16 protein-coding genes are annotated in these 15147 nt (G+C 36.4%); 5 read left to right on the top strand and 11 right to left on the bottom strand.

The window, feature by feature from the left end; genetic code table 11:
- Nucleotides 1-40: 40 nt before the first annotated feature.
- Genes pyrR through ESZ47_RS00810 form a run of 3 tightly spaced genes read right to left on the bottom strand, consistent with a single transcriptional unit; the run spans nucleotide 41 to nucleotide 1875 of the window.
- The gene (gene pyrR, locus ESZ47_RS00820) at nucleotides 41-568 is read right to left on the bottom strand and encodes a bifunctional pyr operon transcriptional regulator/uracil phosphoribosyltransferase PyrR (RefSeq protein WP_148603897.1); all 528 of its coding nucleotides are present in this window, start codon (nucleotides 566-568) and stop codon (nucleotides 41-43) included.
- A 1-nt stretch (nucleotide 569) separates the two neighbouring features.
- Complete coding sequence (locus ESZ47_RS00815; protein WP_148603895.1) at nucleotides 570-1496, bottom strand: RluA family pseudouridine synthase; 927 nt, start codon at nucleotides 1494-1496, stop codon at nucleotides 570-572.
- Nucleotides 1486-1875, bottom strand: coding sequence for an EbsA family protein (locus ESZ47_RS00810; RefSeq protein WP_148605691.1), 390 nt, complete (start codon nucleotides 1873-1875; stop codon nucleotides 1486-1488). The genes ESZ47_RS00815 and ESZ47_RS00810 overlap by 11 nt, the downstream gene beginning before the upstream one ends.
- Before the next feature lie 189 nt (nucleotides 1876-2064).
- Here ESZ47_RS00810 and ESZ47_RS00805 point away from each other — a divergent pair, with 189 nt between their 5' ends.
- Complete coding sequence (locus tag ESZ47_RS00805; RefSeq protein WP_148603893.1) at nucleotides 2065-2448, top strand: ribonuclease HI family protein; 384 nt, start codon at nucleotides 2065-2067, stop codon at nucleotides 2446-2448.
- A gap of 31 nt (nucleotides 2449-2479) precedes the next feature.
- Here ESZ47_RS00805 and ESZ47_RS00800 read toward each other — a convergent pair whose 3' ends face one another.
- The 3 genes from ESZ47_RS00800 to ESZ47_RS00790 form a co-directional block, all read right to left on the bottom strand.
- Entirely contained in the window at nucleotides 2480-3007 is a 528-nt protein-coding gene (locus ESZ47_RS00800; RefSeq protein WP_148603892.1) for a GNAT family N-acetyltransferase, read from the bottom strand.
- A 58-nt stretch (nucleotides 3008-3065) separates the two neighbouring features.
- Entirely contained in the window at nucleotides 3066-4268 is a 1203-nt protein-coding gene (locus ESZ47_RS00795) for an aminotransferase class I/II-fold pyridoxal phosphate-dependent enzyme (RefSeq protein WP_148603890.1), read from the bottom strand.
- Between the two features lie 149 nt (nucleotides 4269-4417).
- Nucleotides 4418-5551 (bottom strand): THUMP domain-containing class I SAM-dependent RNA methyltransferase, encoded by a 1134-nt coding sequence (locus ESZ47_RS00790; protein ID WP_148603888.1) that lies wholly within the window; start codon nucleotides 5549-5551, stop codon nucleotides 4418-4420.
- Nucleotides 5552-5573: 22 nt separating this feature from the next.
- Here ESZ47_RS00790 and ESZ47_RS00785 point away from each other — a divergent pair, with 22 nt between their 5' ends.
- A complete protein-coding gene (locus ESZ47_RS00785; RefSeq protein ID WP_244307532.1) occupies nucleotides 5574-5849 on the top strand; it encodes a hypothetical protein in 276 nt (91 codons plus the stop codon).
- Here the strand turns inward: ESZ47_RS00785 and ESZ47_RS00780 are convergent, their stop codons facing one another.
- The 5 genes from ESZ47_RS00780 to ESZ47_RS00760 all read right to left on the bottom strand — a co-directional run bounded on the left by ESZ47_RS00780 (nucleotide 5850) and on the right by ESZ47_RS00760 (nucleotide 12104).
- Nucleotides 5850-6485: a DnaD domain protein gene (locus ESZ47_RS00780; protein WP_148603886.1), complete on the bottom strand. Its 636-nt coding sequence runs from the start codon at nucleotides 6483-6485 to the stop codon at nucleotides 5850-5852.
- Nucleotides 6486-6585: 100 nt separating this feature from the next.
- Nucleotides 6586-7893 carry an asparagine--tRNA ligase gene (gene asnS, locus ESZ47_RS00775; RefSeq protein ID WP_148603884.1) on the bottom strand — a complete coding sequence of 436 codons (1308 nt, stop codon included), beginning with the start codon at nucleotides 7891-7893 and terminating at the stop codon, nucleotides 6586-6588.
- Nucleotides 7894-7900: 7 nt separating this feature from the next.
- Nucleotides 7901-9094 (bottom strand): pyridoxal phosphate-dependent aminotransferase, encoded by a 1194-nt coding sequence (locus ESZ47_RS00770; protein ID WP_148603882.1) that lies wholly within the window; start codon nucleotides 9092-9094, stop codon nucleotides 7901-7903.
- A 13-nt stretch (nucleotides 9095-9107) separates the two neighbouring features.
- Nucleotides 9108-9635: a cell wall elongation regulator TseB-like domain-containing protein gene (locus ESZ47_RS00765; protein ID WP_148603880.1), complete on the bottom strand. Its 528-nt coding sequence runs from the start codon at nucleotides 9633-9635 to the stop codon at nucleotides 9108-9110.
- A gap of 72 nt (nucleotides 9636-9707) precedes the next feature.
- Complete coding sequence (locus ESZ47_RS00760; protein ID WP_148603878.1) at nucleotides 9708-12104, bottom strand: exonuclease domain-containing protein; 2397 nt, start codon at nucleotides 12102-12104, stop codon at nucleotides 9708-9710.
- 159 nt (nucleotides 12105-12263) lie between these two features.
- Here ESZ47_RS00760 and mvk point away from each other — a divergent pair, with 159 nt between their 5' ends.
- From mvk to ESZ47_RS00745, 3 genes are read left to right on the top strand one after another with little or no spacing between them, the layout of a single operon-like run.
- Nucleotides 12264-13196 (top strand): mevalonate kinase, encoded by a 933-nt coding sequence (mvk, locus tag ESZ47_RS00755; protein WP_148603876.1) that lies wholly within the window; start codon nucleotides 12264-12266, stop codon nucleotides 13194-13196.
- The gene (mvaD, locus tag ESZ47_RS00750; protein WP_425280127.1) at nucleotides 13193-14134 is read left to right on the top strand and encodes a diphosphomevalonate decarboxylase; all 942 of its coding nucleotides are present in this window, start codon (nucleotides 13193-13195) and stop codon (nucleotides 14132-14134) included. Before mvk ends, mvaD begins: the two co-directional genes overlap by 4 nt.
- On the top strand, nucleotides 14127-15146 hold the full coding sequence (locus ESZ47_RS00745; RefSeq protein WP_148603872.1) for a phosphomevalonate kinase: 1020 nt from the start codon (nucleotides 14127-14129) through the stop codon (nucleotides 15144-15146). Before mvaD ends, ESZ47_RS00745 begins: the two co-directional genes overlap by 8 nt.
- Nucleotide 15147: the final 1 nt, after the last annotated feature.

The following is a 15147-nucleotide window of genomic DNA, read 5'->3' as shown; positions in this document are numbered from 1 at the left end:
TTGATCATATTCGAAACTATCTGTTTCTTATTGCCAAAAATCAGTGCAAAATCTCAACTGAATCTTTTCCATCAATTTCTTGCACAAACACTTTAATTTTTTCATTTTGTGCGGTTGGGATGTTTTTACCTACAAAATCGGCACGAATAGGTAATTCTCGGTGCCCACGATCAACTAAAACAGCTAGCGATATTGTTTTTGGTCGTCCAATGTGAATTAAAGCATCTAATGCAGCTCTAATAGTGCGACCTGTAAATAAAACGTCATCAATCAATACAATGTTCTGTTCAGAAATATTTAATTTCTCAGCTTCGTTCAAACCCAAATTTTCGTGATGGTCTGGTTGATCATCACGAAAATTAGTAATGTCTATCGCCATCACAGGTATTTGCACGCCTTCTAATTGTTCCAACCGGTCCGCAATACGATGAGCAAGATACTCTCCACGAGTTTTAATACCAACTAAAACTAAATTACGACCACCCTTATTACGTTCAATAATTTCATAAGTAATTCGAGTTAATGCTCGTTGCAATGATGCGGTATCTAACACTTCTTTATTCGTCATATTAATTTTCCTCCTCAACAACAGGTGTTAATGTTGACAAAGCGATTTCAAAGTATTCTGGTAATGGACTATCAAATGATAAAGTTTTCCCCGTTGTTGGTTGTTCTAATGTTAAAGTACTAGCATGTAATAATTGTCCATTCAGTTTTAAACCATTTAACGTTTGCACAGAACCATACACCGGATCTCCAATAACTGGGTGCCCAATATATGCCATATGAACACGTATTTGATGTGTTCGCCCTGTTTCTAATTTGACCTGAAGCAATGTATAACCTACGTAACGTTTTGTAACACTAAAATGCGTGACAGCTAATCGACCACCTTCAATTACAGCTTGCTTTTTTCGGTCAACTTTATGACGTCCTATTGGCGCGTCAATCGTACCTGAATTTTCAGAAAATTCACCTCTCACTAATGCATAGTATATTCTTTCATTTTTATGTGCTTTTAACTGAGCTGACAACGAAGCATGTGCTTGATCATTTTTGGCTATCATCAATAAACCACTGGTGTCGCGGTCAATACGATGAACGATACCAGGACGATATTCTCCATTAATTGTTGATAAAGGTGAATGATACAACAGGGCATTTACCAAAGTCCCCGAACTATGCCCAGCAGCCGGATGCACAACCATTCCTTGTGCCTTATTGACAATAATAAGGTCGTTATCTTCATAAACAATATCGAGAGGGATATTTTCTGCCGCAATTGTTGTTGTTTCAACTTCAGGCGGCACTATCGTAATAACATCCCCTGCAGTCACTTTATAAGAACGTTTAACTTGATTGTTATTTACTAAAATATGACCGTCATCCAGCCAATTTGATAATGCTGTACGGGAATAATTTAAGTTTTCTTTCGACAATACCGCGTCGACGCGCCCGATTTGTTCTATTATGTGAATTGATATTTTATTTGTCATTATTGTTCATATATTCCTTAATTTGCTCCACAACATTTTTGCTCAAAAAATATTTTCGTTCTCTATCAGCACGAGCAAAAGATAAAACGCGTCCGTTTAATTTCCAGTTTTGAATATCTCGTAGTGCTATTTTTTCATATTCTGATAGCAACACTCGCCCTAAAAAAAGATTAGGGCCAGCCATATAAACACGCCTTCGGACTATTAATACTAGTCCTAATAAAATCATTATTGCAACAAATAACATTGGTAAAATGGTTATTTTAAAACTCATCTCACCCCAAACAATAATACTTGCCATAAAAAATATACCCCACCACAACCAGCCGATTTGACCAGCTGAATCTAATGGTTGAAAAAAACCGCGTCTTGGTGTCATATGTTGCCCTTTTCTGTTAACGTCTTCAATTACCATTTTACCAGATTTGAATTAAAGTAATATAAAAAAATAAGGATAGCAATTGTCTCAACTATTGCTATCCGTGCACATACAATCAATATACATTATTTCCAAATAATTTGTTATACTCACGATATACCATTAGTTTGTGTAAGAGGAAAAGACCCAATGATTACATTATATGTTGATGCTGCGCGCGATACAGTAACAGGCCGTTCTGCGGCTGGTTGTCTTATGATTATTGATAAGGTACAAACGCAATTAAAAACAACTTTAGTAAATACATCCGATAATCAAGAAGCTGAATTTTTAGCCATTATTTGGGCCTTACAACAAGTGCCTGATAAAAATAATTTACAAATTTATAGCGATTCCAGTATTGTAACGGATGCACTTCAAAAATCTTATGCTAAACATTATCAGTGTTTAGTTGATAAAATTAAATTACAATTGGATCTTTACCCTTTATCCCTCATTAATTGGATCCCTGAGAAAAAAAATCGTGGTGCGCATAACTTGGCGTTACAAGCACTAAAAAGCGCAAACCATTAACGTCTGCGCTTTTTAATTTACTACTTTTATCTTACAAAACAACTTGATATGCCCACCGAATACCGTTAGTTTCATCACCCTCGTTAATGTGTACCACACCACGCTTTTCGAAACCATTTCCGATGATCACTGCCTGCATGGGCATATTTTCTGGATGTGTATCTATCCGAAAATCTCTATAACCTTGCTCATAAAAAGTCGTTAAAATTCCAGTCATAAAACGTTGGGCTAATTTTTGCCCTCTATACCGATCAAGAATAGCAAATCGATGAATACTTGCATAGTCTGTTCGACTATTCAGCCACTGACCATCCGTAATTAATGTATATACTGGATCTTCACCGGTGAGAATAGCAGAATATCCTGCAGGTTGTCCATCTACTAAGAGTAAATAGCCACGTTCTAACGACAAGTCCTCGATAATCGTATCTTGGTTAGGATAACCTGCTTGCCACTGTGACATTCCTTGTAACTTTAAATATTTACGAGCATTATCAATAATTTCAACAATAGCTGAAGCATCTTCAACACGTGCTCGGCGCATATAAACTAATGGCATGTCCAAATCCTTATCAGTAAAAATAATTTATTTTATAATAAATATTACCATATAATAGTCACAAAATCTCAGACATTCTCTTATCTTCACAATAATTTTTCAATCTATCCATCGCTATTTTTAACATTTCGATAGAAGCTGCATAACTAATTCTAATATAACTTTCACCTCCCGGGCCAAATCCAGATCCTGGTACCACTGCTAATTGCTGTTTATCTACTAAATCATAAGCGAAAGCAACATCATTTTGATTTAGATCATCTGGAATTTTAGCAAAAATATAAAATGCACCTCCTGGTGTCGCCATTTCAAACCCTAATTGTGTCATTTTTTCAACTAAGTAATCCCTACGTTCTTGGTACGCTGCTTTCATAACTAAAGTATCATTTTTACTTTGCACACCTGCTAGCGCTTCCGTAGCAGCAGCCATAGCTGGATTTGATGGCGTCATGATCACAAATCCATGCACCATATTAATTTTTTTAATAAGTCCTGCTGGACCAGCTAGTAAACCAATGCGATAGCCAGTCATGGCATGAGATTTTGAAACGCCATTGATAAGGATAGTTTGTTCTGGCAAGATAGCAGCCATCGAAACATGGTTCGCATCATAATTCAACTCAGAGTAAATTTCGTCAGCAATGACAAGTATATTAGTTTCTCGTAGAACTTCAGCCAAACCTTTAAGTTGTGCTTCAGAATAAGTCACTCCTGTTGGGTTAGAAGGATTTGTGATAATAATGGCCTTAATTTTTTGTTCTGTGGCAATAACCTTACGTAAACGGTCAGGTGTTAAAATGAAATCATCCTCTGAAACATCAATAAATACTGGTTGTCCACCATTGATACGCGCCATTTCAGCGTAAACGGGGTATGCAGGTGTTGGAATTAACACTTTATCATCCACATTTAGTATTGACGCTAACAGCGCATAGAGACCTTCTGTGGCACCAATTGTCGTAATAATTTCCTCTTCAGCATCATAATTTAAGTCATACCGATCATTTAAAAAATAGCTAGCTGCTTGACGAAGTGTCATCTTTCCTGCTGACACTGAGTAGTGTGAGTCATCAGCATTAATTGATTTTAGAGCCACATCTTTAATATGCTGTGAGACTGAAAAGTCAGGTTCGCCAATCGTTAATTTCAAAATATTTGGAACGTTACTAATTTGCTCATCAAAAGAATGAATTGGACTAGGTTTTACCTTGTTCAAATTATCATTAAAAATACCAATTTGTTCTAATTTAGATTTAATCATGTTGAACCCTCATTTCATTATTATTTTATTCTAACAATGGTAAATGATTTTTTCATGAGAATAATATACAAAGAAAAAAATAAATATTAGTCACCTCGCACAAATTAAACTAATCAAAAAAAGTAAGGGTTGTTTCACACCCTTACTTTTTATCTAACACGCTTTCCCCAATATTGGAAGTAATCAACGCGTAGTGCACCATTGTATAATTTACGTCGTTTAGTAGCCTTTTCACCATACGAATTCTCAAACTCTAAATCACTTGTTAAGATGTATTTACTCCAACTTGGTAACTTACGATAGACATCACCCATCTGTTCATATAACTCACGAGCAGCGTCCAATTCACCTAGACGTTCCCCGTAAGGCGGATTCGTAACCAAAACACCATTAATTTTATCGGTAATCCAATCTTTGGCTGCCAATTGTTTAAAAGTAATATCTTGACTCAATCCAGCATGTTTTGCGTTCTCTTTAGCAATTTCAATCATATTCTCGTCAATATCAAAAGCTTCAATATCTAGTGTACGATCGTAGTCAGCTTTTTCCTCAGCGGCATCACGAACCTCATCTGACAATTTTTTATCAAACCAGTCCATATTTTCAATATCAAAGTCGCGAATTAAACCAGGCGCAATGTTACGACCGATTAACGCTGCTTCAATAGCAATTGTGCCAGAACCAGTTGTTGGATCCACAAATGGTCTGTCTGGATGCCAATTAGTAAGTAAGACCAATGCTGCTGCAAAATTTTCCTTTAGTGGAGCACCACCCTTATTCACTCGGTAGCCTCGCTTAAACAGTGATTCACCCGTTGTGTCTAAAGTGACGATAACATGATTCTTGTCAATCATCACTTCAAGTTGGGCAAAGTAGCCATTTTCTGGTAAACGTGTTCTAATATGGTAAGCATCTTGTAATCTGTTTACAATAGCTTTTTTAGTAATAGCTTGCACATCAGGGACACTGAATAACTCCGATTTCTTTGAACGACCAGCAACAGGGAACTCCGAGTCGTAGTTCAGATATTCTTCCCATGGCAACGCTTTTACACCTTCAAATAATTGGTCAAATGTAGTTGCCTCAAATTCACCAACAATAATTTTGATTCGGTCAGCTGTACGGAGCCAAACATTGGCATTCAAAATATCTTTTTGTGTACCATTAAAGCGAACACGATAATTCTCTACTTGGTGCTCATAGCCCAAACGTTCTAGTTCTTTGCCGACAAGTGATTCTAGTCCGGCTGCTGCTGTTGCCATTAAATGATATGTTTTTTCCATGATTTTCCTTTATAATTAGTATATGAGATTAACAGATTTAGAAGACTTAACACAGTATATGTCACTAGATACAAAATTATTTATTGAAAACAACACTCAACCTGTTGTAGCAATAAAATACGCAGACAATCATGTTGATATTTTATTAGTTGCAAATAATAGTAACAAAGCCTTGTCTCTGTCACAGTTATTTGCTCGGTTACGTGAGTCGTCCGCAAATACTATACTTTTCAGAGAAGATACTAGTCCGATTTTTGGCTTTCATCTTAACGAACGATATGATATTATATTTAACTAATTAATCAATGACATTATTATAGGTCACACCACGTCTCCGTTGTTTAGCCACTTGAGCTTCCTGCGGTGTTGTAACATGTTCACGCTGCCAATTAGCAAGTATGGTTTCTATATAACGTAAACTGCGTGCATTATTAGCAACAGCTTCTTGAATTGCCAGTAACATCATAACCGGTTCAAAATGATCTTGATCAAACCAATGTCCTACTGTTTGTATTTCCATTGGTGATAATGGCCGGCCAAACTCAGCCTCCAAAGTTTGCATAATCTCGCGACGAGCACTCTTACCATCGGCTATAATGTCCGAACGTTCAACAACTTGACCACCCAATAGTTTTTCAAACAGCGGCGTGAAATCATATGTTTCTGTCTGGATACTACCACCATGCACTTGCATTAAATCACGGCGAATTAAGCTTTGAAGGCGTGTAATAACAATCTTTTCGGTCGTATGCATCACTTGAGCAATTGCAGCTGGTGTCGCTTGATCTCCTCGCCCTTGAATTCTTTGCACTTGCATATACAATGCTAAATCATCATTATCAAAACCAATATCTTGATAATGCAGTAACAAATCATTATTCACAGTGGTATTTCCTGCTTGAATATATTGTTGTAATCTTTTTTCTAACATCATATTGCCTCAGTTATAAAAACGTCCAATCAAGTTGGACGTTTTTTCTTCTATAAATAGTGTATCATACTCAGACCAAAAGCATATGATATAAAAACCATTGTCAAGGTCGCAAGCGATTGGTCATACGAGGGAATGGAATTGCTTCACGAATATGCTCTTCCCCTGTGACAAATGTAACCATACGTTCCAAACCAAGTCCGAATCCTGAATGTGGCACTGAACCATATTTTCTTAAATCAAGATACCATGAATATTCATCCATGCTCAGTCCTTGCTCTTCAATTAATTTTTTCAAATAATCGTAATCCGTGTCACGTTCTGATCCACCAATGATTTCACCATAACCTTCAGGAGCTAATAAATCAGCTGACACAACAACATCATCACGTGTTTCATGTCGCTTCATGTAAAATGGCTTAATTGCCTTAGGGAAGTTTACAATAAACACTGGTTTAGCAAAATGATTGGCTAGGAATGTTTCTTCAGGTGAACCAAAATCCACACCCCATTCAACGTCAAATTCATTCTCTTGCAATAACTTAATAGCATCATCATAACTTACGCGTGGATAAGGTAGCTGCGTGTATGACTGTAACAATTCTTTATCTCGATTCAAGATATCAAGCTCTTGTTCATTTTTTTCAAGTACTTTTGAAATTAAGAAAGCAATATAACGCTCTTGAATTTTCAAGCTTTCTTCTTGATTCATAAAAGCCATCTCTGGCTCAATCATCCAAAATTCTGTTAAATGACGCCTTGTTTTTGACTTTTCAGCACGGAATGTTGGACCAAAAGTAAATACCTTTCCAAATGCCATTGCACCAGCCTCAGCATATAACTGCCCAGTTTGTGATAAAAAGGCAGGTTCGCCAAAATAATCTGTCTCAAACAGTTCTGTTGTCCCTTCCGGAGCAGATCCTGTTAAAACAGGTGCATCTAACTTTGTAAACCCTTCATCATTAAAGAATTCATAGGTTGCTGCGATTAAAGTATTTCGAATCTTCAACGTGGCAAAAGGCTTTAAATGACGCAAATACAGATGTCGTTCATCAAACAAAAAGTCTGTACCATGTTCTTTTGGCGTAATTGGATAATCATGACTTTCGCCGATAATTTGAATATCAGAAACCGCCATTTCATAACCAAATGAAGAACGACTATCCTCATGAATTTCACCAGTAACATAAATACTAGTTTCTTGTTTCAATCCTTTAGCGAGTTCAAAAATATTTTCAGCTACGTCAGCTTTAGCCACAACGCCTTGGAAAAATGCAGTACCATCTCTTAACTGTAAAAAGGCTAGTTTCCCACTACCTCTTTTTTGTCGTAGCCAAGCACCAATTGTAACCGTATGCCCAACGTAATTTTTTGCATCAATAATTTTAATTTTTGGAAATTCTTCACTCATCACTATATTAATCTTTCATATATTTTTTAAAAAACATTTTTAAGCGCTTGATTGCTTCATCTAATGTCGCTTGGTCTTTAGCATAGCTTAATCTCAAGTAATTAGGCATGCCAAAACCCTCTCCCGCTGGCAAGGCAACATGAGCCTCTTCTAAAATTTTAGTTGATAATTCAACCGTATTTTTTACACCTACACGTTTTATAGTATTTTCATCAATTTTAGGGAACAGATAAAACGCACCTTGTGGTTTGACATCAACTTGCAAACCATCAATATCGTTCAAAGCCTCAAACGTAGTGTTTAAACGTTGCTCAAAGGCCTTACGCATATATTCAACTGTATCTTGCTCCCCACTTAAAGCTTCAATCGCTGCATATTGAGCTGCCACAGTCGGATTTGAAGTCATGTGACCAAGTAATTTGTTCATAGCGGAAATGATAGCGGAACTTGCAATCGTCCAGCCAATGCGCCAACCAGTCATCGAATAAGATTTCGATACACCGTCGACAATAATCATGTGACTATTTTCTGGCTCTTGTAATTGCAATCCAGAAGTAAATTGCGCTCCATTGTAAACTAGTTGACCGTAGATTTCATCTAAAATGACAAATGTATCATGTTCATTAGCCCAGTTTAAAATGTCTTCAATCTCTGACTTTGTGTAGACTTGCCCAGTGGGATTAGTGGGAGAATTGACAATGATTAATTTAACATCATCTTTAATTTTTTTCAATTCTGAAATCGTCAATTTCATTGCCGGATTATCAGAATGAACTTCAATTAAACGACCACCAGCTAATTTAATTTGTTCAACATAGCTAACCCATTCCGGTGCAGCAGTCACAACTACATCCCCTGGATTAAGCAAAACTTGCATTAAAACATACAATGACAATTTTGCGCCTGTAGTGACAGAAACGTTTTCCGTCATAATATTTGCATTATATTGTCGAGCCACACGTTCAACAATGGCCTCTTTTAAGGCAAGGAGACCACTGGCTGGTGTGTAAAAACTAGTTTTTTGTGCTTTAACTGCCGCAATAGCTGCTCTAGAAATATTATCTGGTGTTTGGAAATCAGGCTCGCCCACACCAAGATTAATCACATCAATACCCGCTGCTTGCATCTGCTTAGCGAGTGCATTCATTGCCAACGTTGGTGAAGCAGTTATAGCGTTCACACGATTTGAAAGAGTTATCACTTTATATTCCTTTCTACATGCCCGAAATAGCACGATATGCCTTTCCTGTTTTAAAATCTAAGGTGAGATAATTCAACTTGCTATCTGCCCCTTTGTAGCTTATTTCCCAAACTAATACTCCTTGGTATTCACTGATATTAGCTGAATAGAGTTTTTTAGGTTTATACTTCTTAGTTATTATTTTTTTTAGTTGACTGTCCGACATACCCTCTGATCGATTGTATGTTTTTACTTTGTTATGCCGAACAATAGCAACTTTTTCTGTACCAGATGCTGTCTGTCCTAACACTGCATAAGTTGTCGTTTTACGATAGTCCACTGACACTTGTGTTACAGTGGCAATACTTGTTTTATCACGCACTAATTTTTGAACACGATTTTCAGCTTGGCGCATAGGAGCTAGTGAAATATAAAAATACCCAAGAATAAATGCGGCTAAAACAATTAAAATGCCAATAACAACAAACCAGACATGCGCCCAATGAACACGTGTTTGACGATGGCGTTGACGAATTCGAATATCATCTTTAAATTGTATCATTTATCCAACACCTCCGTATTTGCACATTCACAAAATATTATATCAAAAAAACCACCTACTTTGAGTGATAAATTACAGGTTACGTAACAATACATCATATTGCTCTGCCAACCCTAATTTAAGGTTTATTTTTTCTAAAATAATTTGTTCTTTAAAGCGATTCCGTTGCATCGCGTTCAATTGAGAAATCAAAACACCTTGTTGATGCCGCTGCATTTGAGTTAATACATAACCTAATCTTGAAACCGGTTGCCAAACTTCCCGTTCTGGTACCATAACAATTGCTGGTAATTCTTGTTCACGTAACCACATAGTTGAAAAAATATTAGGCGTGACAATCACAATATTGTTTCGTTTCATTTGACTTTGCCGTTGAATCTTTTTTAAGGAACCTGTTATACCTTCAGCAACAACATTATAATTTGTTGTCACAGCGAATTTAATTTTTTGATACCAATGATTCACCCGCTCTTCATTAGGAACAATCAATAGTATTTCACCAGCGTTAAACTGAGTAATAGATTGCAAATGAGCGACAGGTGATGAACGTTGTAGTTGAACAACCCGAATTGGTTGCAAGTCATTATGAATAAACGCTCGTTCTACTGTAAATGAACTAGGTACATCACGTAAAAAATCGGTTATTTCTACTGGCAAAAATTCGCTAACAACTAATAATTTGTTAACGTTGGCCACAAATTCTTCCTGATAAATGACCTTTTCTTGTACATTAAACAATATTTTGTGTTGTGATTGACCATTTTCTTCAAGCCATGTATTGTTTATTACAATTTCATCTCTTAACTTTAGTCGCTGTATTTTTAATAACTGTACTGCTGCATTTTGAAATTCATAAGGTACACTGGTTCCATTCATTTCAAACAACTCATTTAAGCGTATGGTAATTAACAATAGTCGTTCAATACGCTTTAAAATAGTCTGCACTTTGTCTGATTGTACGATTTGCTTCAGTAACCTTAATGATTCACTAACACTTTGTCTAACAAACAAGCGTTGCTTATGTGTTAAACCTGGTATTTCTTGGTGATTCAGTCCTTTTAAAACATTTTGATATTGCGTTACATTTAATGACGTACAAAAATAATCATGTAAATCGTCCACAAACTGTGTTGGTGTTTCCATCACAACAATTGGCCATTTGTCAATTGCTAAATCTGCTCGCAATTGTTTACTCTGAACAAAATATGTATTAAAATTCATCACAATAATTTGTGATTCATTGGCTTGCTGATATGCTTTTTGAAAAAAATAAGACTCATTATGACCACAAATTGACTGCAATAACTTGTCATTCTGAACCCCCACAATAATTTCTTGAAGTAGACCAGTCGTTGTTTCTGTGAGCCAAACTAATAAACGAGCCTTAAAAAATTGTTCCTGTGGTGTTCCTTCTTCTAATAGCAACTGAGAAAATTTTTCAATATCAACGTAATCAGTAGGCTCGTATAAAATTGCACTTTGTACAGGCACATTAAACAATGCTGATAGTTTTGAAATAATATTTATTTGTTGTGATTGTAAACTATCATCGTTAGTGAGTAATACAGCTTTTTTTTGACTCAAAACAACGGGAACTAGGTAAGCTAAGGTTTTCCCAACTCTTGGTCCAGTCAAGGTCGTTAATAACCCATCTGTGCGCTTGTTTAAAAACTTATAAACTCGATTTATCAAATCATTTTGTGCTTCATTTGTAGACAACCAATGGCCAAATAATTTTTCTTTTGCTTCATTCGTTTTAGGAAAAGATTTCTTAGACAAGTCACTTGACTGCTCACTTACCCTTTCTAAATACTTTGGCAATAAAGCAATTTGATTATAATAGTTAAAATTCTGTTTATTTTTGGAACGAACAATTTTTAAAAACTGCTGTGTTTGTCTCAACAATGGCCATTCTTTTTGTTGAAGTTGCTTTAATGTTGGTTCAGGAAGTGTTTCTAGTTTTTTCCATAATTTTAAAAAAAGTAATGCGGTCGCATTAGCATCAGCATTAGCCCGATGTGCATTGTCCAATGTAATGTTCAAATGCGTTGTTAAGTCCAACAAACGATATCCTGGTGCTGTTGGTAATAATATTTGTGCCAATTGGACTGTATCAATAGCATTAATTTTTAATGGAGAAAAACCTGTTCTCTCAAATTCTTCATTTAAGTAAGGGTAATCAAAATTAACATTATGCGCAATCAAAACTGTATCTTTCAGTAGATTTTGCAGTACTGGCGCAATTTCTTCAAAATAAGGCGCATCTCGCACATCTTTTTGTGAAATATGTGTCAATTGCTGAATCTGACGATCAATTGGTTGACCCGGGTTAACAAATGATTCAAAATGATCAACAATTTGACGCTTTTTAATAAACGTCATGCCTATCTGAATAATTCGTCCACCTTTTTTTACACTATGCCCTGTGGTCTCGAGGTCAACGACCGCAAATGTATCATTGGCGTTCATATAAAGTACCTTTCCAAATGTGCATACTAGCACTTTTTATACAAGTATTACGCTGTTTACTACGTGTTAACCAGGCGCACTAAACAACGTAATACTCTTTTATATTTTACACTAAATACTCCCGTGAGGTACAATAGTAAAGTACATCTGGAGAAATTTATGTTAAGTCAAATGAATGGTGTGGGTCAATCCCACGCAAAAGCAATATTAATAGGCGAACACGCCGTTGTTTATGGGGAACCTGCAATTGCAATTCCTCTACCCAATATGACAGTTACTGCCACATTGCGACCAGCTTTTCGAGGTCAAACCATTGATGGCGCTGAATTTCATGGCGACTTGAGCGAACTCGGTGCCAACGTTGAAGGTATACGTCAGTTATTGTTACGTTTAATTAATAAGTTTCAAATGACTAACGTGCCTTTCATCTTGAGCATTGATTCAAATGTTCCTCAAGAACGCGGTTTTGGCGCATCAGCTGCTTTAGCAACTGCTATTACAAGAGCATTTTTTGATTATTTTGATGCTGAATTGCATAACACCGAACTAAATTACTTCACAAATATCGAAGAAGTTATTTCACACGGTTCACCATCTGGTTTAGATGCCACAACAGTTAATTCTAGTAGCCCCATTTGGTTTATCAAAAATAAAACGATGGAAAAATTTGACATGAACTTGTCAGGCACCTTAGTTTTAGCTGACACTGGTATTCATGGTCAAACTGTCCACGCTATAAGTATTGTCAAAGAATTTTTGATGAATGATCAAAAAAGAGCATGGTCTACGCTCCAACATTTAGGAGCAATAGCAGAAAAAATTCGCATTGATATTTCTGAAAATAATCCCGAGCATCTAGGAATGATGTTCACAGCTGCACACCACGAATTACAGTCGTTAGGTATTTCTCATCCGAAATTAGATAAATTAGTTAACGCCGCAACTCACGCAGGGGCTTTGGGTGCTAAACTTACTGGTGCTGGCATTGGTGGCGCAATGTTTGCCCTAGCTAGAAATAATAATGACGCTATTACAATTGCCAATGCACTTAATAAAGCTGGCGCACAGAACACATGGATTCAACCACTATGAAAGCTACTGCACATACAAATATCGCTCTAATCAAATACTGGGGCAAAAAAAATATTGAATTAAACTTGCCTACCACTAGTTCGTTGTCATTAACATTGGACAAATACTATACAACAACATCTGTTTCATCTGCGGAGATAGATAGCTTTGTTTTAAATAATCAACCCGCTGATGCCACAAGAATTCATCACTTCTTGAATATGCTTCGTAAACAACTAGGTGACTTTTCACCATTGAAAGTAATTTCTGAGAATCATGTTCCTACAAGCGCTGGCCTTGCCTCTTCTGCGTCTGCATTTGCTGCATTAACAGGTGTTGTTGTGCATGAGCTTGGTATGAATTTATCTAATGAAGAATTATCTCGTTTAGCTCGCCGAGGTTCTGGTTCGGCTAGTCGTTCATTTTTTGGAAATTTTGCAGTTTGGCATAAAGGTATTGACGATGAATCGTCTTTTGCAGAAAGCCTCAATGCATCCGATATGCCAATTGCTCTAGTAGTCGCTGAGGTTAGTCATGCAGAAAAAAAGATTTCTTCTACTGAAGGCATGCAACGTGCGTTGACTTCACCAAACTATGATGATTGGTTAGTGAAGTCTGCTAATCAACTTATTGATATGCAATCAGCTATTCAACATGCAGATATTGATAAAGTTGGCTCTATTGCTGAGGACAATGCATTAGGTATGCATGCCTTAAATTTAACAGCATCTCGTCAGCCTTTCACTTACTTTACTGATCAAACACAAATGATTTTATCGTTAATACAAGATATGCGTCATCAAGGTATTTTAGCCTACGCAACGATAGATGCTGGTCCAAATGTTAAAATCATTACAACTAAAGACGAGGCATCAACCATTGTTAATATATTGAAAAATGCTATGCCAACGCTAGCTGTTGAAGTCGCACAAAGCGGCCCTGGAATTTCTTATGACTAAAATATCTATCCCTGGTAAACTTTTTTTAGCTGGTGAATATGCTATTACTCATCCCGGCAATACTGCATTAATTGTTGCAATTACTACTGGCTTACAAATTGAAATAACATCTGCTACAAACTCTTCTACAATTACCTCTGATACCATTTCTGATGACTTAAAATTCAATATTGGTCAATCATTCTCTGAGTTGAACCACGAATGGCGGTTTGTTTGTGCTGCGATCAAGATCTTCACTCAATACCTTGATATGAAAAAATTAAATGATAATCTACATGAAATTCATATCTCTATTGAAAGTGATATGAATCATAGCACTGGAAAGCTAGGGCTTGGATCCTCTGCGGCCGTTGTTGTTGGTATCATATCTGCCCTCAATAAACATTTTGAAATCGATTTACCTATTTTAAAACAATTTAAACTTGCAGCCCTTGCTCATCTTCATATTCAAAAGAATGGTTCATTGGGAGATGTTGCCGCAATTACTTATGGTGGTGTTATTGCCTATAACAGTCCAGATTTATCAACCTATATTTTGTCAGACAAAAACTGGATACAACCAGAACTAGTTGAAATTACTTGGCAAAATTTAAAAATCACACCTCTTTTATGGCCCGCAAGCTGGAACATACTGCTCGGCGCAACGCACGAAAGTGCTGATACACATAAAGCGCTTTTATCAGGAAGTTTAACTACTGACTTTTTCCACCAAAGTGATGAAATTACCAAAAACATTATTCATTCTGTCATTAATAGTGACTACAATAATTTCTCCAATAATTTAAAATCAAATCAAATACTATTAAGCAACACGTTACCAAAAAAATATGTTACACCAAAATTGTCTAAACTACTACAATCACTTGGTACGACAGCTGGAAAAATTAGTGGTGCTGGATTTGGCGACAATGGCTTTGCAGTTGTGAATGCACCTACTAAATTACCAGAACAATGGCAAGCTGCTGGTATTGATGCACGGTACATTAAAATTGCTCCACAGAATCGAGGTTAAC

The sequence above is a fragment of the Leuconostoc litchii genome (assembly GCF_008107645.1).
In the GTDB taxonomy this organism is placed as follows: Bacteria; Bacillota; Bacilli; order Lactobacillales; family Lactobacillaceae; genus Leuconostoc; species Leuconostoc litchii.
Note: the sequence above shows the minus strand (reverse complement) of the source record. Positions and strands in the feature narration are given on the sequence as shown.